Below are 22,195 nucleotides of genomic sequence, written 5' to 3'. Positions count from 1 at the left end.
GGTTGACCGGGCCCTGTGCCGTGTCCGCGGCGTCCGGCCCGGTGGCCGGGCCCGCGTCTGCGGTCCTTCCGCCGCGCTTCCCACGGTGCGGGGCAGGGCTGTCACCGCGCCTGCAGAATCCTTGTACGGTTCCTGAACCGCCGGTCAGCGCCACGGAGGAGCCGCCGACGGCATGTGCGCCCCTGGCGCGACGGTGCGCCCCTGCCCACCCCCTCCGGTCCCTCCGGCTCCGGGCAACAGTGAGATGAACCCCGCTCAGGCGTCCGGTGACCTCCGGGCCGGGGTGGGAAGGCGAACCATCAGGGGGCGATGGTGGAACTTCTGTTACTGGGGCCGCTCGAACTGTGGCACGACGGCCACCAGTGGCCGCTCGGCTCTCCCAAGGCCCGCCACGTGCTGGCTTCCCTGCTGTACGCGTACGGGGAGCCGGTGGGCGTGGAGACGCTCGTCGACCGCGTCTGGGGCGAGGACGACGTCCCCGACACCCCCGTGGCCACCTTGCAGAGCTACCTGTCGCGACTGCGTGCCCTGCTGGCCGAAGCGGTGGGCGACCGGGCCCGGATCGACCTCGTCTCCCCCCGGCGCTACCGGCTCCGCGTCGCGGACACCGACGACGTCGACCTCTACCGCCTGCGGCGCATCCGCGCCGAGGCGCGTGCCGCGGCGGCGCGCGGTGACCGGGAGGCGGCCGTCGCCCGGCTGCGGTGCGCCCAGGCGCTGTGGCGCGGCGACCCGCTCGCCGAATTCCCCGGAGCCTGGGCCGCGGCGGCGGGCGCCCGCCTGACCGAGGACCGCCGCTCCCTCCAGGAGGAACGCATCCACCTGGAACTGGAACTGGGCCGCCACACCGACCTGATCGGCGAACTCCGCGACCTCGTGGCGGAGAACCCCCTGGCCCAGCGGGCCGTCGCCGCCCTGATGCTGGCGCTCTACCGCTGCGGCCGCGACGGCGAGGCCTTGGAGCTGTACGCCACCACCCGGCGCCTCCTCGGCGACCGCCTCGGCATCGACCCCGGCACGGAGCTGCGGACCCTCCAGAGCCGCATCCTCACGCAGGACGCCGCGCTGGACGCACCCACCGCACCCCGGCCGGACCGCGCCCCCGCCCCCGTCCCCGTCCCCGTCCCCGAGGCGCGCCCGGCCCCCGGCCCCGGGCCGAGCAGCACCCTGCCCCGCGACACCAAGGACTTCACCGGCCGCGCCGTCGAACTGCGGTCCCTGCTCGCCGCCCCGCCGCACGAGGGCCACACCACCGCCCTGCCGCTGACCGTCGTCCACGGCATGCCCGGTGTGGGCAAGACCGCCCTCGTCATCCACGCGGCCCACCGCCTGCGCGCCGCCTACCCGGACGGCCTGCTCTACGTCGACCTGCGCGCCTACAGCGACCAGCCGGCCTACGAGCCCGCCGAGGCGCTGCCCTTCCTCCTGCGCAGCGCGGGAGACCCCGACCCGCTCCCGGAGACCTTCGACGAACAGACGGCCCGCTGGCGGGAGTGGACCGCCCACCGCCGGATACTCGTCGTGCTGGACAACGCCAGGGACGCCGACCAGATCGTCCCGCTGCTCCCCGGCTCCGCGAGCTGCCGGGCGATCGTGGCGAGCCGCAACCGCCTGGCCGAACTGGACGGCGCCACCCACCTGCTGCTCGACGAACTCTCGCTCCCCGAGGCGTCCGCCCTCTTCACCCGGGTGGCCGGACGGGGGCGCTCCACGGACGACGCGGCTCTCCGCCGGATCATGCAGATATGCGGGGGACACCCGCTCACCCTGCAACTCCTCGCCGGCCGGCTGCGGCACCGGGACACCTGGGACCTGGAGCACATCGCCGAACGCCTGAGCCGCGCCGATGACCCCCTGGACGAGATGGGCGAACGCGTCACCGCGGCGCTCCAGCTCTCCTACGTCGACCTGCGTCCGGCGGCCCGACGGCTCTTCCGCTACATGGCGCTGCACCCGGGACCGGACATCACCGTCGACGCGGCGGCCGCCCTGTGCGCCGCGGCGCCGGACGAGATCCGCCGCGCCGCCGACGACCTGCTGGACCGGCACCTCATCGAGGAACCCGTACGCGACCGCTACCAACTCCACGACCTCTTACGGGCCTTCGGGCGCCGCCTGTGCCGCGTGGAGATCCCCCGGTACGCGCGCCGCCAGGCGCTGAGCGGACTCCTCTCCTACTACCTGACGGCCGCCGACCGCGCCGAGCGCTCCGCCCACCCGGGATGGCCGCGAACCCCGGCCCTGGAGCGGGAATCCCCCTACGCCCCGGACTTCACCGCGCCCGGGGACGGCGCCGCGGACCGCGCCACCGTCTGGCTCACCGTCGAGCGCGCCAACCTCCTGGCCGCGGCGCGCACCGCGGCGGCCGAATTCCCGGAGTTCGCCGTCCTGTTCCCGCTCACCCTCGTGCACTCCCTCAAACTGTGGGGCACGGGCGAGGTGGCGGCCGAACTGCTCGACGCCGCCGTCACCGTTCTGCGTGGCACCGACGACCGCGCCACGCTGGCCCGGTCCCTGGCGGCGCGCGCCGACGTCCTGGCCCAGTCGGACCACGTACAGGCCCTGAGCTGCGCCGTGGAGGCGCACACCCTCTTCGAGGCGCTCGGCGACGACCACGGCCGCGCCGACGCCTTCCTGCAGATCGGCCGGGCACATCTGGCGGCCGGCCGCAGCGACGACTGCGGGCACGCGCTGGAGCGCGCCCGGGAGCTCTACCGGGCGACCGGCGACCGGTACGGCGTGGCGGAGAGCTGCAACGTCCAGGGCGCCGCGCTGATCTTCAGCGCCGACTACCCGCGGGCGATGCGCTGCTTCGTCGAGATGCTGGACATCCACCGCGGACTGGGTGATCTGCACGGCCAGGCCAAAGCGCTCAACAACATGGGTGAAATCCATATGCATGAGGGGAAAAGGGAGAAGGCCCTGCACCATTACGAACAGTCCCGGAAACTGGTCCAGCGCTTCGGTGGGCGACGTGAGGCCGCAATCCTCGACAACAACATGGGTGACGCCCATCTCGGGATGAATCACGTGGATCAGGCCCAGGCATTCTTCCGCCGGGCCCTGTCCAGCAATCGCGCCCGCGGCGACGCCGTCGGGGAGATGAACTCGCTGATCGGGCTGGGCCGGGTGCACGCCGCGACCGGCCGGACGGAAGAGGCGATGCGCCACCTCCGCACCGCGGAGGACCTGGCTCTGCGCCTCGGCAACGTCTACGAGCGGCAGCGCGCCATGGTCGGCCGGGCCGATGCGCACCGTCTGGCCGGGGAATGGCAGGCGGCGCTGGAAACCTATGACGACGCGCTCCGCATAGCGCGGGAATTCGACTTCCCGCTCGACGCCGCCCACGCCCTGGCGGGAATGGCCCGCACCCACCTGAATCTCCACGGCAGCGAAACGGCCCGCCCCTACGCGGAACGGGCCCTGATGACCTACCACCGGCTGGGCGCCCGCGCCGAGGCGGACGCGCTCCGCCGCCTGCTCGGGCGGCAGAGCCTGCCGGCTCCCGAACCAGGGGCACCGGTCCGGGAGCCGACGGGGACGAAGGCTCAGCGGTCCGGTACCCGGTGAACCGCCGTCACCACATCACCTGATCGCAGTGGTACAGGGGCGCCGCCCGGTAGGGCATGGTCGCGGCAGGCGCGGCGGCCGACGCGGAAGTCGTCGCGAGGCCGGCCAGTGCCACCGTGAACGCGGCGCACGAGGCGAAGCGGATCACGGCAGCGCGGAAAGTTATGTGAAACAAAATAGGCCGTCTTTCGGTGTGAACCCATCATGGACCCCGCCGGAAACGGAAATTTCAGATGTGTCCGTGATCACCAGCGGGGGCGATAACGTACCCCAGCGCATGATCGAATTCTAATTGGGTCACGGGATGCCCCTGGCATCTTTTTCAGGCATATGCCAGCAGGGTTTTCCGCTGAGGAAAAGGCGGAAATCTCGAATTTCCCCAGACCGGGTCCAGCCCACGCAAAAGCCGCCGACCGCACCCTCCGTGACAGGAGGGCGCAGCCGGCGGCTTGCCGAACCGGTGTCTTTACAGGTCGTAGTAAAGCTCGAACTCGTGCGGGTGCGGGCGGAGCTGGATCGGGGCGATTTCGTGGGTGCGCTTGTAGTCGATCCAGGTTTCGATCAGGTCGGAGGTGAAGACGCCGCCCTGCTGGAGGTACTCGTTGTCGGCCTCGAGGGCGTCGAGGACGGCCGGGAGGGAGGTGGGGACCTGCTGGACGCCCGCGTGCTCCTCGGGAGCCAGCTCGTAGAGGTCCTTGTCGATCGGCTCGGCCGGCTCGATCTTGTTCTTGATGCCGTCGAGGCCCGCGAGGAGGAGCGCGGAGAACGCGAGGTAGGGGTTGGACGACGGGTCCGGGGCGCGGAACTCGACGCGCTTGGCCTTGGGGTTGGCGCCCGTGATCGGGATGCGCATCGCGGCGGAACGGTTGCGCTGCGAGTAGACCAGGTTGACCGGGGCCTCGAAGCCGGGGACCAGGCGGTGGTAGGAGTTCACCGTCGGGTTGGTGAAGGCCAGCAGCGACGGGGCGTGCTTGAGGATGCCGCCGATGTAGTAGCGGGCGGTGTCGGAGAGGCCCGCGTAGCCCTGCTCGTCGTAGAAGAGCGGGTTGCCGCCCTGCCACAGGGACTGGTGGACGTGCATGCCGGAGCCGTTGTCGCCGAAGATCGGCTTGGGCATGAAGGTCGCGGTCTTGCCGTTGCGCCAGGCGACGTTCTTCACGATGTACTTGAAGAGCATCAGGTCGTCGGCGGCGGCGAGCAGCGTGTTGAACTTGTAGTTGATCTCCGCCTGGCCGCCGGTGCCGACCTCGTGGTGCTGGCGCTCGATCTGCAGGCCGGCGGCCTCCAGCTCCAGGGACATCTCGGCGCGCAGGTCGGCGTGGTGGTCGACCGGCGGGACGGGGAAGTAGCCGCCCTTGTAGCGGACCTTGTAGCCGCGGTTGTTCTCCTCGGCACCGGTGTTCCACGCGCCGGACTCGGCGTCGATGTGGTAGAAGGACGCGTTCGCCGAGGTGTCGAAGCGCACCGAGTCGAAGACGTAGAACTCCGCCTCGGGGCCGAAGTAGGCGGTGTCGGCGATGCCGGTGGAGGCGAGGTACGCCTCGGCCTTCTTGGCGATGTTGCGCGGGTCGCGGCTGTACTGCTCGCCGGTGATCGGGTCGTGGATGAAGAAGTTGATGTTCAGCGTCTTGTCGCGGCGGAACGGGTCGAGGCGGGCCGTCGACAGGTCGGCGCGGAGCGACATGTCCGACTCGTGGATCGCCTGGAAGCCGCGGATCGAGGAGCCGTCGAAGGCCAGCTCCTCATCGGGGTCGAACGCCTTCGCCGGGATCGTGACGTGCTGCATCACACCGGGCAGGTCGCAGAACCGCACGTCGATGAACTTGACGTCCTCGTCCGAGAGGTATTTCTGTACGTCGTCGGCGTTCTGGAACATCCCTACTCCTCCTTGCCCGGTCACCGGTCGGCGGACGCGGGGCTGATGCGCGGAGCGCGACCTTCGGGGTGGCGCTTGCCCGACCATAGGCAGGCGTGATTTCCCAAGCATGACCCATTTGTTTCGTCGGGGTTAACCGGAGCGCGGTCCGCCTCACTTCCGATCATGCCTGGTCATGGCGTATCCGGCCGCTCGGCGGCGCCCCTCGGGCGGGGAAGAAGCGCGGTCACAGTACGGTGGACGGGTGGACAACAGGCAAGCAATCGGATCGTGGATCTCCGGCCCCCGCGCGGCCGCCGAGGACATGGGCGTCGAGTTCGGCCACCGCGGTGCGCAGCTCGGTCTGCCCGAGGAGGGCCCCGGCTCGATCGCCCGTCCGGGACGCCGCTTCGCCGCCCTCTTCCTCGACTGGGCACTGTGCATGCTCATCGCGTACGGGCTGCTCAGCGGCGGTCGCGCGCAGTCGGCGAGCAACTGGGCGCTGGTCGTCTTCGCGGTCTTGAGCATCCTGACCGTCGGCACCGTCGGCTTCACGCCCGGCAAGCGGCTGCTGGGGCTGCGGGTCGTCGCGGAGGGCGGCGGCCGCCTCTCGCTGCCGCGCGTGGTGCTCCGCACCGTCCTGCTGGTGATCGTCATCCCCGCGGTCATCTGGGACCGCGACGGCCGCGGTCTCCACGACCGCCTCAGCCGCGCGGTACAGGTCCGCATCTGACGCCCCGGGCGGCCGTGCGCCGCCCGTTCCGGCGCCCGTATCCGTTACGTATACGAAACAGCGTGGCTGTGATGTCACGTTCCGTGACCGGCTGCCCTGCGGGCACCGTACCCTCACCGCGCGCCGGCGGAAAGGCCGTCCCGGCGTTCGGCACCGGCGAGCGTCGGAACGCCGTACGGTCACGGGTCTCCGCACGCCCGCGGATCCGGGGAACGCCGTACGACGGCCACGGTTCCGCCGGGAACGCGCCGTACGCCACGCTCCTGGCCCGCCCGCATACCCCATACGGAACGCCCCGGAGCCGTGAAGGCTCCGGGGCGTCGTGGTCGGTGGGGGAGGCGGGCCGGGCGGGCGGCCCGGCCGGGTGGGACGCTCAGCGCATCTTGCCGCGGGGCGGACGCATGTTCACGGGGCCCTTCGGCACCGGCATGTTGCTCATCAGGTCGCCGAGGGCGCGCAGCCGGTCGTTGACCGCGGTGACCTGCGCGCCGGGCAGGACCCGGGGCAGCTTCATCAGCCGGGTGCGGAGCTTCTTCAGCGGGACCTGGTCCTCGCCCTCACCGATCACGAAATCGTGGACGGGCGCGTCGGCGACCGTACGGGCCATCCGCTTCTTCTCGGCGGCCAGCAGCCCGCGCAGCCGGTTCGGGTTGCCCTCGCCGACCAGCACGATGCCCGCCTTGCCGACGGCGCGGTGCACCACGTCCTGGTTGCGGTTCATCGCCACCGCGGGGGTGACCGTCCAGCCGCGGACGTTCTCCAGCACCGCGGCGGCCGCGCCCGGCTGGCCCTCCATCTGCCCGAAGGCCGCCCGCTCGGCGCGGCGTCCGAAGACGATCGCCATCGCGAGGAAGGCCAGGACGAAGCCCAGGATGCCCGCGTAGACGGGGTGGCCGATCGCGAAGCCGACGGCGAGGAGAACGCCGAACACGACGATGCCCACGCCGGCGACGACAAGACCGACCTTGGAGTCGACCCGACGGGTCATCTTGTAGGTCTGGGCGATCTGCTTCAGCCGCCCGGGGGTGCCGGCGCCAGCGCCGTCTGTGTTTGCCTTCCTCGCCATACCAAGAAGTTTACGTGGCCCGCGGACGACGGGTCGCCGCGGCCTCCAGTACGTCCTGCGCCTCCTGCCGTTCGCCGGCCCGGCGGCGGTCCTCCAGGACCGAGTTCCAGGCGTTGCGACGGGCGGTGCGCTGCCCGCCGCCGAGCAGCAGCGCCTCGACGGCGCGGAGCGCGCCGGTGACGGACGGGACGGGACGTGCGGTGGCGCGGAGCGGCGCGGCCTGCATGGTGGCGGTCTCCCTCGGGAGGTCGGCGGGACGGACGCGGTGCGTGGGGCCATCGTCACCGGCGGGTGTTTCCGGCGGATGACCCGCGAGTCACACCCGGGAGCGACGAGAAAACGGCCCGCGCGCCCCCGGCCTGGGGGAGTGCGGGCCGCGTCCTCTTCAGCATGTGCCAGTTTTCACAAAGCGGCACGCCGGGGCGGCTCAGACCGCCTGAGTGGAGGCTTCGACCTCGCGACGCTCGATCGCCTGCTGGTACAGCCGGCCCGCGCGGTACGAGGAGCGGACCAGCGGACCGGACATGACGCCGGCGTAGCCGATCTCCTCGGCCTCCTCCTTCAGCTCCACGAACTCCGCGGGCTTGACCCACCGCTCGATGGGGTGGTGGCGCACGGAGGGCCGCAGGTACTGGGTGATCGTGATCAGCTCGCAGCCCGCGTCGTAGAGGTCCTGGAGCGCCTCGCTGATCTCCTCGCGGGTCTCGCCCATGCCCAGGATCAGGTTGGACTTGGTGACCAGCCCGGCCGCGCGCGCCTCGGTGATGACCTTGAGGGAACGCTCGTAGCGGAAGCCGGGGCGGATGCGCTTGAAGATCCGCGGGACCGTCTCGACGTTGTGCGCCAGCACCTCGGGGCGGGACGAGAAGACCTCGGCCAGCTGGTCGGGGTCGGCGTTGAAGTCGGGGATCAGCAGCTCGACGCCGGTGTCCGGCATCGCGGCGTGGATCTGGCGGACCGTCTCGGCGTAGAGCCAGGCGCCGCCGTCCTCCAGGTCGTCGCGGGCGACGCCGGTGATGGTGGCGTAGCGCAGCTCCATGGTCCGCACGGACTCGGCGACGCGGCGCGGCTCGTCGCGGTCGAGCGCCTGCGGCTTGCCGGTGTCGATCTGGCAGAAGTCACAGCGCCGGGTGCACTGGTCGCCGCCGATGAGGAAGGTCGCCTCGCGGTCCTCCCAGCATTCGAAGATGTTGGGGCAGCCCGCCTCCTGGCAGACCGTGTGCAGACCCTCGCTCTTCACCAGGCCCTGCAGATGGTTGTACTCGGGGCCCATCTTCGCCCGGGTCTTGATCCACTCGGGCTTGCGCTCGATGGGGGTCTGGCTGTTCCGGACCTCCAGGCGCAGCATCTTGCGTCCGTCGGGTGCGACAGCGGACACGTCGGCGCCCCTTTCTGCTATCGCGGCATTCGATTCAGCGGCGTACACCAGGGTACGCCCGGTATTTCGCACGTCTTTACGTGCTCGCCAACCCTGGATACGAGGCCGGCATTCCTTGACGGTGCTCAGACCGCGCGGGGGAGGAGCTCCGCGCCCTCCAGGACGTCCCGCAGATGCTTCTCCACCGAGGGGAGCACCTCGGCGATGGTGATCTCGCGGCCCAGCTCGCCGGAGAGCGAGGCGACCCCGGCGTCCCGGATGCCGCACGGCACGATCTTGTCGAACGAGGTGTTGTCCGGGTTCACGTTCAGCGCGAAGCCGTGCATCGTGACGCCCTTGGCGACGCGGATGCCGATCGCGGCGAGTTTGCGGTCCTCACCGCGCTGCCCGGCGTTGGACGGCGCGTACTCGGGGCCGCGCAGCCGCGCGTCGTACATCTCGTCGTCCTCGCCGTCCTCGCCGGTCTGCGGGGCGAGATCGAGCTGGAGGCCGCCGAGCGACGGGCGCTGCTCGACCGGGTCGCCGAGCACCCACACCCCGCTGCGGCCCTCGACACGGGTGCCCTCGATGCCGAAGTCCGCGCAGACCCGGATCAGCGCCTCCTCCAGGCGGCGGACGTGTGCGACGACGTCGACCGGGCGCGGCAGCTTCTGGATCGGGTAGCCCACCAGCTGGCCCGGTCCGTGCCAGGTGATCTTGCCGCCGCGGTCCACGTCGATGACGGGGGTGCCGTCCAGCGGGCGTTCGTCGTCGGCGGTGCGGCGGCCGGCGGTGTAGACGGGCTGGTGCTCCAGCAGCAGGCAGGTGTCGGGGACCTCGTCGGCGAACCGGGCGGCGTGCACCCGGCGCTGTTCCTGCCACGCCGCCTCGTACGGCACGGCGTCGGCCCCGAAGCCCAGGTGCACAAAGCGCAGCCCCTCGGGTGCGGGGGTGTCCCCCCGAGAGATCGCAGTCACGGCAGCTCCTCTTCGCACTTCTGTCGCAGCGTGCTGCGACGTTCGATGCAGTTCCGCCGCATCCGTTCGATGCGGTGGCTGCATGTCCGATGCCACTTCGCGCCCAGGCCACTGTACGGCCGCGGGGTCCGGTGGCCGGTGGCCGGGGGACCCCGGCGGGACGGACCGGCAGAAAACCGGCCCACGGGTAGGGAAGGCGGGGGCGTGAGCCGGGTGAACCTCGCCGTGGAGTGCATGCTCCCTGCTCACACGATCGGATGAACGCGGTGCTCAGGCGGCCAGAAGAGGCCGGAAGGCCGTTACATTCGCGCCGTTCCACAAGGGCGACGAGCGTGCCGGACAGGGTCAGCCGGGCCCGGCGGCCCGGCCCGGAAGGCAGGAGACCGGTAAAGCTGATGACGGAACGACCCCCGCACCGCACGCCCAACCGCCGACTGGCCGCCCTCATCGCCGAGGCAGGGTTCTCCAACGCCGGACTCGCCAGGCGCGTCGACCAGCTCGGCATCGAGCACGGCCTCGACCTGCGCTACGACAAGACCTCCGTGACCCGCTGGCTGCGCGGCCAGCAGCCCCGCGGCACCACCCCGGCCCTGATCGCCGAGGTCTTCACCCGCAAGCTGGGCCGCCGCCTGTCGGCCCAGGACCTCGGCCTGGACGCCTGCGCGCCCGTCTACGCCGGACTCGAATTCGCCGCGACGCCCACCGAGGCCGTCGACATCGTCAGCGGGCTGTGGCGCAAGGACTCCGGCAGCCACGCCGAGCTGCGCAAGATCGCCTTCACCCCGGCCGGTCTTGTGGTGCCCAGCCGGGACTGGCTCATCGGCCGCCCCGACGAACGGGTGGCCCGCGGCGAACTGGCCCCCGACGGCACCGGCCGGGTCCCGCTCCAGGGCCGGATCGCGGTACCCCGCCAGCGCCGCACCGACCATCTCGACCGGGTCGGCGGCGCCCGCGTCACCGCCGGGGACATCGCGGCGCTGCGCTCGGTCGGCGAGCTGTTCCGCGCCCTGGACCACGCCTACGGCGGCGGCCACGCCCGCCAGGCCCTGGTGCGCTATCTGGAGCACGAGGCCGAGCCGATGCTGCGCGGCACGTACGGCGAGACGACCGGCCGCAAGCTCTTCGCGGCGGCCGCCGATCTGACCCGGCTGGCCGGCTGGACGTCGTACGACATCGTGGCGCACGGGCTGGCGCAGCGGTACTTCGTGCAGGCGCTGCGGCTGGCGCAGGCGGCGGGGGACCGCGCGTACGGCTCGTACGTGCTGGTCACGATGAGCCGGCAGGCGGTCTATCTCGGGCACGGCCGGGAGGCGGTGCAGCTGGCGCGGGTGGCGCAGCAGGGCGTCGGGGGCGCGGCGCCGCCCGCGGTGCTGGCGCTGATGCACGCGGCGGAGGCGCGCGGCCACGGCGTGCTGGGCGAGGTGCGGGCCTGCACGGCGGCGCTGTCGCGCTCCGAGCGGGCGCTGGAGGTCGCCCGGCCCGGTGACGAGACGCCGCACTGGGCGCGCTTCTTCGACGCGGCGCAGCTCGCCGACGAACTGGCGCACTGCCACCGTGACCTGCGGCAGTTCCGGGCCGCCGCCCAGCACGCCGAGCGCTCCCTGGAGCTGCGGGCGCCGGGTTTCGCCCGCAGCCGCCTCTTCTGCCGGGTGGTGCTGGCCACCTCCCGGCTGGCCCTGGGCGAGCTGGAGCAGGCGTGCTCGCTCGGCGCGGAGGCGGCGCTCCAGGCGGCCGACATGCGCTCGGTGCGCGCCCATGAGTACGTCGCCGAGTTCGAGCGGCGGCTGGAGCCGTACCGCGACGCGGCGCCGGTGCGGGGGTACCGGGACCGGGTGGCGGCCCTGGGGTGAGCCGGCGGGGTCTCCCGCCGGGCCGGACGGCCCGCACCGCGCTCACGGCGGTGCGGGCCGTCCGCGTTTTCCGGTTCTTGGGCGACCGGCCCGCACGCCCTCGGGGTGGTGCGGGCCGGTCGGGTCAGGCGGCCGTGTGCAGGGCGGCCGGTTCGGTGGCGGGCAGGCCGAGGTCGGTCAGGAGGGCGCGGGCGGCGCGGCGGCCGGAGTCCAGGGCGCCCTGGACGGTGCTGATGCCGCGGTGGTCGCCGCACACGTACAGCCCGGCGAGCACCCGGACCGGCCGCTCCGGGTCGTGCGGCGCGGGCATCGCGGGGATCGCCGCCGGGGTGTGCCGCACGGCCAGCAGTTCCCAGTCGGTGGTGGCGGTGCCGTGGACCCGGGCGAGCTGCGGGCGGACCGCCGCGTCCAGGGCGGCGGCGGGCAGGGCGGCGGGGGCGCCGAGCACCACCGTCGTCAGCAGGGTGCGGCCCGCCGGGACGCGGGAGGGGTCGATGGCTCCGGCCGCGTAGCTGCAGGCCAGCGGCGACTGCGTGGTCAGCAGCAGCGGCGTCTCGCGCGGGCCCGCCGGCCGCGGGCCGTGGCCGGGCGGGGTGGTGTGGTGCAGCACCGTCGCCGGGTGGAACGGCGGGACCCGCAGCCCCGGCAGCAGCGCCGCCGCGTCCCGGGCGCCGGTCGCGACCACCACCGCGCGGCAGCGCACCTCGCCGTGGTCGGCGGTGGTGACGGAGGTGGTGGCGACGGAGGTGACGCGGACGCCGGTGCGGACGGTGCCGGGCGGCAGGCCCGCGGCGAGCGCGGCGGGCAGCGCGGCGGCGCCCCCGGCGGGCAGGCAGAGCCGTCCCTCGGCGAACGCCCGCAGGGCCAGCGCGGCGCCGCGGCTGGAGCCGCCCAGCCGCGGATCGCCCAGCAGGACGCCGAGCAGCGGCCGCAGGAACGCGTCGTGGGCGCGCGGTGCGAAGGCCGGGCGGCCGGACAGCGCGTCGGCCGCCGGGCGGTCGGGGGCCGTACGGTCGCCGAGGCGGTCCATCCGCCGGTCCTGGGGGCGCTCCGGATGCCGGTCGGTGCGCGAAAGGGCGCGCGCTGCGGCGAGTGCGCCCCTTGTGCTCCGCAGTGCGCTGACCCGCTGGGCGCGCCGCCCGTTGTGCAGCCCGATCCACGGGGCGAACCGGCAGAGCTTCAGCGCCTCCAGACCTGGGGTGCGCAGCAGGCCGGGTGTGGCGACGAGCGGCCTGCCGCCGTGGTCCAGGCGGAAGCCGTCGACGTCGTCGGTGGCCGACCGCCCGCCGATCCGCTCCGCGGCCTCCAGCACGGTGACCGTCAGCCCGGCGGCGGTCAGTTGACGGGCGGCGGCCAGCCCCGCGGGGCCGGCCCCCACGATGACCGCGTCCACGGCCGGTGAGGTGCGCTGCACGAGCCCCTCCTCAGATCGGTCCCGCCCGCCCGCACCGGGCCGGTACACGGGACGCCGGATGATGTGTCCAGGCACGGTAGGGACGGCCCGCGCCGGGCGGCCAGGGATCGCGCGGGGCGCGTCGGAGCGGACCGCGCGCCGGGGCCACGACCGCCGCCGGGACGGGGGCGCGGCCCCGGGGACGCGGGAGCAGGCGGACGGGGCGGGGCGGAGGCGCGCCGCCGCCCGCACGGGGGCCGGAGAGCCGAGCGTCCCGCCCGTCCACGGCTGCCACAGGTCCGCCGCCCCGGACCGTGGCCGCCCGTACGGGGCCGGGCGTCCCCCGGCCCCGCTCCGCGACGCCCCCTCAAGCCGCCCGGATCGCCTGATCGATGCCGGGGTGGGCGAAGGTGAAGCCGTCGTCCAGGAGGCGGCGGGGGATCACCCGCTGGCTGCCGAGGACGTCTCCGGCGAACTCACCGAGGACCAGTCTCAGGGCCGCGGCCGGTACCGGGAACGGTGTCGGGCGGTGCAGCACCCGGCCCATCGCGGCCGTCACCTCACGGTTGGTCACCGGCTCCGGGGCGCTGAGGTTGACCGGTCCGGCGAGGTCGCCGTCGATCAGATGGCGCAGCGCGGCGATGTGGTCGTGCAGCGAGATGAAGCTCCAGTACTGGCCGCCGTCGCCCAGCCGGCCGCCCAGACCCAGCCGGAACAGCGGGAACAGCCGTCCCCAGGCGCCGCCCGAGCGGGCCACCACCAGGCCGGTGCGGGCGAAGGCCGTCCGGATGCCGGCCTCCTCGGCGGGGGCCGCCGCGTCCTCCCAGTCGACGCAGACCCCGGGCAGGAAGCCCTCGCCGGCCGGGGCCGTCTCGTCGGTGCGCCGGGCGCCGGTGTCGCCGTAGTAGCCGATGGCGCTCGCGCAGACGAAGACCCGGGGCGGGGCCTCCAGCGCGGCCAGGGCCGTGGCGACGGTGGCGGTGCCGCGCACCCGGCTGTCGTGGATCTCGCGCTTGTACGCGGCGGTCCAGCGGTGGCCGCCGACGCCCGCGCCCGCCAGATGCACCACCGCCTCGCACCCGGCGAGCCCGGCGGCGTCCACCTCCTGACGCCGTGGATCCCAGCGCACCTCGTCGGGTGCCGCGGGCGGCCGCCGCACCAGCCGTACGGGGGTGTGCCCGTCGGCCCGCAGCGACCGGACGAGAGCTGAGCCGATGAGACCGGTCGAGCCGGTGATCGCGATCCGCATGGCGCCATACTGCCCGCCGGGCACCCGCCCCGGGGCGGGTGCCGCGCTGCGCTAGCCGCGGAAGCGCTCCCACAGGCGGGGCAGCCGGGCCGCCAGGGCCGCGTCGTCGTCGACGTCGACGTACGTGCCCAGCGGTTCGGCGGACTGCGGCGGCAGACCGAGGTCCGGCAGCTCCGCGCCGGTCAGCTGCTCGTAGGAGTCGTCGGCGGCGTACCCCAGCTCCTCGCCGTCGCCGTCCGTCTCCTCGTCGAACTCGTCGAGGAGCACGGCGAGTTCGTCGGGGTCGTGCAGGGCGCCCTCGAAGATCTCCCGGCCCTGGCCGATCAGCCAGCAGCGGAACGCGTCGAAGACGTCGTCGCTCGCGCCGTCCAGCAACACCGCCGCCGCGGCCCACAGGTCCCAGGTGTACGCGCGGTGGTAGCGGGCCTCGAAGTGGCGGGCGAAGTCCAGGACGGATTCCGGGTAGCGGCCCAGCAGCCGCTCGGTCAGCTCGTCGGCGTGGTCGACCGGATCGCCTCCGGCCGCCGCGCGGGAGGCGTCGATCAGCTCCCAGAACTCCGTCTCGTCCATCACCGCTCCAGCATCGGGCCTGACGCAGGCGCACGCATGTGGAGCGGCCCGCCGCCACCCGCGCGGCGGCGTTCGTCCGGTGGCCGGGACCGGGCGCGGGAGGAATGCCCCGGATGCGGCGGTACGCGCGCAGCGGGTCCCGGAGTTGTTGATCAACGGCGGGGTGACCGGTGCAAGAATCACTCGTTGGAAGGCTGGCAACCCCCGGCACCTTCCGGTACCCGATCGGCAGACCCCATCCCTGAAGGGCGCTTCCACGCCATGCCCATGGACGAACGAACCCGCGCCGATGTCGAGCGGGCCGAGGCGGCCATCGTCGAGCACTACCCGCGTCTGGTACGCCTCGCCCACCTCGTCCTGCCGCCCGCGATGGGCCGCCACCGCCGGGTGCTGGCCGCCCACGGCATCGTCCAGCGGGCCCTGCCGTCCACCGGACGCGAACGGGCCCGCGCCGTGCTGCCCGGCCAGCGCGGCCCCCGGCCCGAACCGGGCTATCCGCTCGTCCGCGCGCGCGTCCTGGAACTGGCGCTCGCCCAGGCGAAACCGCCGCGCTGGCGCTCACCGCTGCCGCTGGTGTGGGGGCTGCGGCTCTTCCCGCGGGCCGGCGGCGCCGACGAACTCGCCCTGGACCAGGCGCTCTCCGCGCTCTCCGCCCCCGCCCGCGCCGCCGTCGCCCTGGGACATCTGGAGGAACTGGACGAGGACGAGGCCGCCCGGGTCCTCGACGCGGCGGGCGTCGCCGACCCGGCCGCCGCGCAGCGCGCCGCCGCCGACCTCGTCCGCGACCTCGGCCCGGGGACCGCCGCCCTGCTGAACTCCGGCGAGTTCGACCCCTGCACCGTCCAGGCCCGCCCCACCGACCTGCTCCGGCGCCGCCAGGGCCGGCGGGTCGCGATCGCCACCGCCGCCGTCCTGACGGCCGGTGCGGCGCTCCTCACCGCCGTCGGCGGGACGGACGCCGCCACGCCGCCCGCCCGGCCCGACCCGGCCGCCGTCCGGGCCCGGCAGGTGACGGCCCCCGAGCACCTGGTCCGCGCCCCCGACGACGCCTGGGCCGACACCTCCCGGGTGGACTTCACCGCCTGGTCGCCGCGGGGCGAGTACGCCGGGGACACCGCGCTCCTCGGGCGCGCCCTGCGGGTCTGGGGCGACCCCGACGCCGATGTCCGCGTCACCGCCGCCCACGGCACCTCCACCCGGCCGCCGGACCAGCCGCCCCGGCTGCTCTACGCCGGGGTGATCGACGGCGTGACGGTGGTCGTGCTGCACGACGGCGACCGGCTGGTGCGGTACGCCGAGCCCGAAGGGGCCCCGCCGGAGCTGGAGTTCGCCCGCGTCGACGACGCCGATCTGAGGACCTCCGGGGCGCTGGTGATCGGCCGCGGCACCGGGTGGATGCGCTACCTCATCGCCCCGTGGATCACCGACACCACCACCCGCGACCTGCTGCGCCCCGGCGCCCCCGAGAAGGTGCTGCACGTCGCCCCGGACGGTGTCACCGACCGCATCCCGACACCGCCCGCGGACGGCGCCGTCTGCGGGCGGTGGCCGGTGGCGCGCCTGCACTCCTCGGCGCGGATCACGGACCGGCACAGCTTCCTGCTGACCGACCTCGGCGATCTCACCCCCGTCCACCTGACGTACGGCCCGGCCGGGAACGGCGGGCCGGTCGCCGCGCCGCCCGCCGAGGCGACCGGCCGCGCGGCGCTGCTGAGCTGGGCCCGCACCGCCTGCTCGCTGCGCCGGGAGCGGGGCGCCGGCGTCCGGTCCGTGAACAACTGGGTCTACGCCCGCCAGCGGCTGCCGGAGGACGGCGCCACCGCCGACTGGGTGTGCAGCCGCGCCGACACCTGGCGCGGACCGGGCCGGGTCACCGTGCAGTTCGACCCCGGCCCGGTCCGGCCCGGCCGGCCCGCCCGGATCGTCGGCCGGGCCCGGGACACCGCCGCGTGCGGCCCGTACGGCCGGGCGGTCGTCGGCGCGGCCCGCTGGCGCGCCGCCTCCGGCCACTGGTACCTGCTCGCGGCGGGCAGCCCCGTGGTGCGCGGTCTCGACCTCACCGGCGCGGTGCACCGCACCACCCGCGCCACCACGATCGCCGCCGCCGTCCCGGCGAACGCACCGGTCCGGGTCGCCGGGGTGCTGCGCTCCGGCGGGCTGCTGCACGCGCTGCGGCCGTGAGGCGCCGGGCGGGCCGCCCCGCGCGGGTCTTGGCCGGGCGGCCCGCCCCCGTCCGCCGTCCACCGTGCGTACGCGGGCGCCCGGAGGGAAATTCCGCAGGTCCCGGCGGTACCTGACAGAAGATGTCGGGTATCGCTGGCACGGTCGCCGTGTACGGAACAGCGCACACGCGGCGAGGAGTGGCAGGGATGACGACGGAACGGAACGGCGCGGCGGACACGGGGCCCCTGGCGGGGCGGGTCGCGCTGGTGGCCGGGGCGACCCGGGGCGCGGGCCGGGCGATGGCCGTGGAACTGGGCCGGGCCGGCGCGGTCGTGTACGTCACCGGCCGCACCACCCGGGATCACGTCAGCGAGGTGGGGCGCCCCGGCGAGACGATCGAGGGCACCGCGGAACGGATCACCGCCGCGGGCGGCACCGGTGTCGCGGTCCCCTGCGACCACCTCGTACCGGAGCAGGTCGCCGAACTCGTCGCCCGTGTCGACCGGGAGCAGGGGCGGCTGGACATCCTGGTCAACAGCGTCTGGGGCGGCGACCACCTGCTGAGGTTCGACACCCCGCTGTGGGAGCTGGACCTCGCCGACGGCCTGCGGATGCTCCGCCTGGGCGTCGAGACCCACCTCGTCACCAGCCACCACGCGCTGCCGCTGCTGCTGCGCCGCCCCGGCGGACTGCTGGTCGACATGACCGACGGCACCGCCGCCTTCAACCGCGCCTACCGCGGCAACCTCTGCTTCGACCTCGCCAAGAACGCCCCGCACCGCATGGCGTTCGGCCTCGCCGCCGAGACGGAGCCGTACGGCACGACGGTCGTCTCGCTCACCCCCGGCTTCCTGCGCTCCGAGGAGATGCTCGACCACTTCGGCGTCTCCGAGGAGAACTGGCGGGACGCCGTCGCCCAGGAGCCGCACTTCGCGGTGGCCGAATCACCGGTGTTCGTCGGCCGCGCCGTCGCCGCCCTCGCCGCCGATCCCGACCGCGCCCGCTTCACCGGACAGTCGCTCTCCAGCGGCGGGCTCGCCAAGGTCTACGGCTTCACCGACACCGACGGCTCCCGCCCCGACGGCTTCGGCTACTTCGAGAACGTGGTGCTCGGAGGGGAGAAGGGCACGGCGGAGGAGTACCGGTAGGGGGGCGCCGGCGGTCCGGGCGCGGGGCGGCCCCGGGCCCGCGGACCGGCCCGGACGCCTGCCGCCGCCCTCCGGTCAAGCCCGCCAAACCTGCCGAGGGAGGGGCGCTTTTCCGCCAGAACGTGCGGCCTCCTGGCGCGGGTGCGTCATATGCCGCACGCTCGGTGGCGCAAGTTCCCGAGCGAGACCACATCCCGTGAAAGGAGCGCAGCCATGTCCGTGGTGACCGAGCACAGGCCGGCCGACGAGGCCGTGGTCGAGGCGAACATCGAGGGCGGCGACATCGTCAGTCGACTGGGACACCCTCGGCATCGATCCGGAGAGCGACGGCTTCCACCGTCCCGTCGTCCTCTGCAACTCGCCGGTCTGATCCAGGCCGACGCCGGAGCGGGGCCCGCTCGCGCGGGCCCCGCCATCGGACGGAACGCCCCGTCCGGTGCGCACAGCCGCGGCGCCCGCCGCGCTCCCCGTCCGCACGCCGCCCGGCGGCGCCGGGACCGGCCGCGCCCCGCCGGCCCCGGGACCCACAGGAGGTGCACCTGCCGATGGCCCCCGACAACCGCGTCACGCTGCCGACCCTCAAGGACGGCCGCAGCATCGTGCTGGAGCCGGACCGTCTGACGTTCGCCCGGGTCGACTCCGGCCTCGCCGAACGCGCCGCCCACTACGCCCACCTCGGCCACGGTGAACTCCCCCTCAGCGACGAGGACCGGGCCGTCTGGGCCAAGGTCGAACAGGCCCTGGAGGCGTGCGCCCCGCTGGTGCCCCCGGACTTCGGCGGCACCGCCGTCACCAAGCTCATCGTGGGCAACACCTACCACTGCAACATGGGCTGCACCTACTGCTACAACGAACTGGACCTCAAGGACCGCAAGGGCTCCGAGGTCCCCGCCGGAATGACCTGGGAGACCGCGAAGGCGAGTATCGACGCGCTCTTCGCCCAGACCGAGGCGCCCGCCCTCCAGATGCTCTTCGTCGGCGGCGAACCGCTCCTGGAGAAGGAGATCCTGCGCAGGTCCGTGGCGTACGCCCGGGAACGCTCCGCCGTCACCGGCCAGCGGATGTCCTTCGCGGTGTACACCAACGGCACCCTCATGAACCGCGAGACCATCGCCTGGGCCGGGGACGAGGGCGTCTCCCTCGTCGTGAGCCTCGACGGCCCGCCCGACCTCAACGACACCCACCGCATCTACCTCTCCGGGCGCCCCACCTCCAAGGCGGTGCTGCGCAACATCCGCCGCCTCGTCGACTCCGGCACCCAGCACATCCTCCGCGTCCGCGCCGTCAGCTCCCCGGCGACGCCGCTGGTCGCCCTCCACCGCTACCTGCTCGACCTGGGCTTCAACGAGATCCACGTACAGCCCATGTACGACGAGCACGGCATCGCGGCCGCCGAGGAGGAGGAGATGATCAAACTCCTGGAGTGGTACCGCGACCGGCTCCTGGAGGGCACCGCCATCGGCGTCATGCCCTTCGAGGGCTTCCTCGGCAAGCTGGTACTCCGCGGCCGCGGCACCGGCTCGTGGTACCCCTGCTCCGCCGGGCGCAACGCCCTCGCCGTCGGCCCCACGGGCACCCTCTATCCCTGCCACCACTTCCTCGAAGAGGGCTCCTTCGAGATGGGCGACGTCCGGCAGGGCCTGCCGATCGCCGAGGTGCGCCAGCCGTTCTTCCAGCGCGTCGACGAACGCGAACCCTGCAACTCCTGCTGGGCCAAGCACGTCTGCGGCGGCGAGTGCTACCACCGCGCCCACGCCGCCGGCGCCGGATACACCGGGACGCTCCCGCCCACCTGCCGCCACCGCAAATCCCTCATCGGCCTCACCCTCGACGTCCTCGCCGACGTCGCCGCCCGCCGCCCCGACGTCCTGCGCGCCGTCGTCTCCCAGCAGTACTCCCGCATCGCCCCGAACGACGCGGCGTACGCCCACACCGACCTCTCCCCGTACCGCGTATGACCGCCCCGCAGACCGCCACCGCCCCGCTCGACGCGTTCCTGACCGGCGCGGACTCCGGACCGAAACACGTCTACGCCGGCACCCACCGGGTACGGACGCTCGACGACACCGTCGATCTGGCCTGGGCGCAGCGCCGGCGGGCCGGGATCTCCCGGGTCGCCGACATCACCGGCCTCGACACCCTCGGCATCCCCGTCTTCAACACCCTGCGCCCCCGCGCCGCCGCCGGGAACCTCACCGTCACCTGCGGCAAGGGCGTCGGCCGCACCGCCGCCCTCGCCTCCGCCCTGATGGAGGCCGTCGAGCGGTACTGCGGCGAACAGCACGGCCGCCGCGGCCCGGTCGGCACCCTGCACGCCCTCGCCCGCACCCACAAGGTCCTCCACCCCCAGGCCCTCGTCCCCGACCGGGCCTCCCCCTGGACCCTCGACGACCCCCTCGAATGGTGGCCGTACCGCAACCTCGCCACCGGCGAGGCCACGCTGCTGCCCGCCGAGACCGCCTTCTGGCCGTACACCTCGCCCCACCCGTGGCTGCTGCGCTCCGCCGACGGCCTCGCCGCCGGCAACAGCCCCGCCGAAGCGGTCCTGCACGCCCTGTACGAGCTGGTCGAACGGGACGCCACCGCCTTCGGCGAAGTGCTCCGCAAGGGCCACGCCGTCCCCCTCGGCTCCCTGCCGCCGGAACCCGCCGCCCTCGTCGACCGCTTCCACGACCACGGCATCGCGGTCCGTGTCTTCTCCTTCTCCCACGACATCGGCCTGCCGGTCTTCTACGTCACCACCGACGACCGCCGCGCCGGCGATCCGCTGCTCCTCAACGGCGGCGCGGGCTGCCACCTCTCCCCGCGGGTCGCCCTCCACCGCGCGCTGACCGAGGCGGCGCAGTCCCGGCTGAGCATCATCTCCGGCGGGCGGGAGGACATCGCCCAGCACGTCGCCCGCCGTGACGCGGGGTACGCACAGGCGCGGGAGAGGATGGACGCCTGGGCCGACGGCTGGCCGCCGCGGCCCCACGATGACCACCCCGACCTGAGCACCGGCAGCCTGACCGGAGACCTCACCGCCGTCCGTGACCGGCTCGCCCGCGCCGGTCTCACCTCCGTCTACGCCACCGATCTGACCCTGCCGGAACTGCCGTTCTCCGTCGTCCGGGCCGTCGTCCCGGGCCTGGAGTTCTGCCATCAGGAGCCCGGACGCATCGGCCGCCGGATGGCCGCCGCCCTCCGGGAAGCCGCCGCCCCCGCACACAGGAGCTGACCCCACCCGCCCATGGACGTGTCCGACACCCTCGCCGTCTTCGCCGGTCCCAGCCTGGCCGGTTCGCCGTTCACCGGGCCGCTCGCACCGTTCCTGCGGCCGCCGGTACGCGCCGGTGACCTGCGTACCGTCGCCGCCGGCCTCGCACCCGGCGCCGTACTCCTCGTCATCGACGGGGAGTTCGGCCAGTCCCAGGCGGTGACGGTCACCGAGATCCGGGAGGCGCTCGACGCCGGCTTCCGGATCTACGGCGCCGCCAGCATGGGCGCGCTGCGGGCCACGGAGTGCGCCCCGCTCGGCATGACCGGCCTCGGCTCCGTCGCCGCCGCCTACGCCGCGGGCCATCTGGTCGGCGACGACGAGGTCGCGCTCCTCTACGACCCGGACGACTACGGCCCGCTCACCGTCCCGCTCGTCAACGTCCGGCGGCTGGCCGCGCTGCTGAGGGGCTGGGGCGCCGACGACGGCGACCGGGACCGCTTCCTCGCCGCCGCCCGGGAGCTGCACTTCCGGCGGCGGACCTTCGCCGCGCTGCGCCGCGCCGCCGGCGCCACGCTGCCCGGGGCCGCCGCGGACGCCGCGCGCGGCCTGCTGGAGCCGGCCGCCCGCCGCGTCTGGGACGTCAAACTCGCCGACGCCGAGGCCGCGGTGAGCACGGTGCTCACGGGCCGGTTCCCCGCGCCCCGGCACGACGCGGCGCCGGTCCCGGCCGGGTACGCGGCCCTGCTCGACCCGGAGGCGGTGCCCGGCACGGAGCGGGACGGCCGGTGAGCGGCCCCTCGATCCGCACCGGCGAAGGGCCCGAGGACGGACCGGGGGAGGGGCCGGGGCCGGCCACCGCCTCCGGTGACGCTCCGGCCGGCGCCCGTGACGGCGTCCCGGCCGGAGCCGGTGGTGAGGTCCCGGCCGGGAACCCCGGTGACGCCCCGGCGGGGGGCTCCGGTGACGCCCCGATGAGGGAACCCGGTGGCCTCCCGGCCGGGGGCCGTGGCCTCCCGGCCGGGGGCCCTGGCGACGCTCCCAGGGAAACCTCTGGTCATGGGGGTG

General features: G+C 74.2%; 16 protein-coding genes. 8 read left to right on the top strand and 8 right to left on the bottom strand.

Features of this window, described 5'->3' with window-relative positions; translation table 11 throughout:
• Nucleotides 1–309 precede the first annotated feature (309 nt).
• The gene (locus ACZ4M8_RS01655) at nt 310–3,570 is read left to right on the top strand and encodes an AfsR/SARP family transcriptional regulator (RefSeq protein WP_467602448.1); all 3,261 of its coding nucleotides are present in this window, start codon (nt 310–312) and stop codon (nt 3,568–3,570) included.
• Nucleotides 3,571–4,036: 466 nt separating this feature from the next.
• Here ACZ4M8_RS01655 and glnA read toward each other — a convergent pair whose 3' ends face one another.
• Nucleotides 4,037–5,446 (bottom strand): type I glutamate--ammonia ligase, encoded by a 1,410-nt coding sequence (gene glnA / locus ACZ4M8_RS01650; RefSeq protein WP_467602447.1) that lies wholly within the window; start codon nt 5,444–5,446, stop codon nt 4,037–4,039.
• 244 nt (nt 5,447–5,690) lie between these two features.
• Here glnA and ACZ4M8_RS01645 point away from each other — a divergent pair, with 244 nt between their 5' ends.
• Nucleotides 5,691–6,158 carry an RDD family protein gene (locus tag ACZ4M8_RS01645; protein WP_467602445.1) on the top strand — a complete coding sequence of 156 codons (468 nt, stop codon included), beginning with the start codon at nt 5,691–5,693 and terminating at the stop codon, nt 6,156–6,158.
• A 373-nt stretch (nt 6,159–6,531) separates the two neighbouring features.
• Here the strand turns inward: ACZ4M8_RS01645 and ACZ4M8_RS01640 are convergent, their stop codons facing one another.
• The 4 genes from ACZ4M8_RS01640 to lipB form a co-directional block, all read right to left on the bottom strand.
• Entirely contained in the window at nt 6,532–7,224 is a 693-nt protein-coding gene (locus ACZ4M8_RS01640; protein WP_467602443.1) for a DUF4191 domain-containing protein, read from the bottom strand.
• A 10-nt stretch (nt 7,225–7,234) separates the two neighbouring features.
• Complete coding sequence (locus tag ACZ4M8_RS01635; protein WP_399092026.1) at nt 7,235–7,450, bottom strand: SCO2195 family GlnR-regulated protein; 216 nt, start codon at nt 7,448–7,450, stop codon at nt 7,235–7,237.
• A 201-nt stretch (nt 7,451–7,651) separates the two neighbouring features.
• Nucleotides 7,652–8,602, bottom strand: a complete 951-nt coding sequence (lipA, locus tag ACZ4M8_RS01630) for a lipoyl synthase (RefSeq protein ID WP_450959591.1) — start codon at nt 8,600–8,602, stop codon at nt 7,652–7,654.
• Nucleotides 8,603–8,727: 125 nt separating this feature from the next.
• Nucleotides 8,728–9,558 carry a lipoyl(octanoyl) transferase LipB gene (gene lipB, locus ACZ4M8_RS01625; protein WP_467602441.1) on the bottom strand — a complete coding sequence of 277 codons (831 nt, stop codon included), beginning with the start codon at nt 9,556–9,558 and terminating at the stop codon, nt 8,728–8,730.
• Between the two features lie 395 nt (nt 9,559–9,953).
• On the opposite strand from lipB, the gene ACZ4M8_RS01620 reads away from it, so the two are divergent.
• Nucleotides 9,954–11,408, top strand: a complete 1,455-nt coding sequence (locus tag ACZ4M8_RS01620; protein ID WP_467602439.1) for a regulator — start codon at nt 9,954–9,956, stop codon at nt 11,406–11,408.
• A gap of 124 nt (nt 11,409–11,532) precedes the next feature.
• Here the strand turns inward: ACZ4M8_RS01620 and ACZ4M8_RS01615 are convergent, their stop codons facing one another.
• The 3 genes from ACZ4M8_RS01615 to ACZ4M8_RS01605 form a co-directional block, all read right to left on the bottom strand.
• Nucleotides 11,533–12,822 carry an FAD-dependent oxidoreductase gene (locus ACZ4M8_RS01615; RefSeq protein WP_467602437.1) on the bottom strand — a complete coding sequence of 430 codons (1,290 nt, stop codon included), beginning with the start codon at nt 12,820–12,822 and terminating at the stop codon, nt 11,533–11,535.
• A gap of 346 nt (nt 12,823–13,168) precedes the next feature.
• Complete coding sequence (locus ACZ4M8_RS01610) at nt 13,169–14,050, bottom strand: TIGR01777 family oxidoreductase (protein ID WP_467602435.1); 882 nt, start codon at nt 14,048–14,050, stop codon at nt 13,169–13,171.
• Nucleotides 14,051–14,101: 51 nt separating this feature from the next.
• Nucleotides 14,102–14,620, bottom strand: a complete 519-nt coding sequence (locus ACZ4M8_RS01605; protein ID WP_467602434.1) for a DUF4240 domain-containing protein — start codon at nt 14,618–14,620, stop codon at nt 14,102–14,104.
• Between the two features lie 267 nt (nt 14,621–14,887).
• Here ACZ4M8_RS01605 and ACZ4M8_RS01600 point away from each other — a divergent pair, with 267 nt between their 5' ends.
• The 5 genes from ACZ4M8_RS01600 to ACZ4M8_RS01580 all read left to right on the top strand — a co-directional run bounded on the left by ACZ4M8_RS01600 (nt 14,888) and on the right by ACZ4M8_RS01580 (nt 21,919).
• A complete protein-coding gene (locus ACZ4M8_RS01600) occupies nt 14,888–16,801 on the top strand; it encodes a hypothetical protein (protein ID WP_467602432.1) in 1,914 nt (637 codons plus the stop codon).
• Between the two features lie 188 nt (nt 16,802–16,989).
• Nucleotides 16,990–17,931, top strand: a complete 942-nt coding sequence (locus tag ACZ4M8_RS01595; protein WP_467602430.1) for an SDR family oxidoreductase — start codon at nt 16,990–16,992, stop codon at nt 17,929–17,931.
• A 545-nt stretch (nt 17,932–18,476) separates the two neighbouring features.
• The gene (locus ACZ4M8_RS01590; RefSeq protein WP_467602428.1) at nt 18,477–19,889 is read left to right on the top strand and encodes a radical SAM protein; all 1,413 of its coding nucleotides are present in this window, start codon (nt 18,477–18,479) and stop codon (nt 19,887–19,889) included.
• Nucleotides 19,886–21,148, top strand: a complete 1,263-nt coding sequence (locus ACZ4M8_RS01585; protein WP_467602426.1) for a YcaO-like family protein — start codon at nt 19,886–19,888, stop codon at nt 21,146–21,148. The genes ACZ4M8_RS01590 and ACZ4M8_RS01585 overlap by 4 nt, the downstream gene beginning before the upstream one ends.
• A 12-nt stretch (nt 21,149–21,160) precedes the next feature.
• Nucleotides 21,161–21,919 carry a TfuA-like protein gene (locus ACZ4M8_RS01580; RefSeq protein ID WP_467602424.1) on the top strand — a complete coding sequence of 253 codons (759 nt, stop codon included), beginning with the start codon at nt 21,161–21,163 and terminating at the stop codon, nt 21,917–21,919.
• Nucleotides 21,920–22,195: the final 276 nt, after the last annotated feature.

This window comes from Streptomyces sp. NPDC027185, from assembly GCF_055567035.1.
Note: the sequence above shows the minus strand (reverse complement) of the source record. Positions and strands in the feature narration are given on the sequence as shown.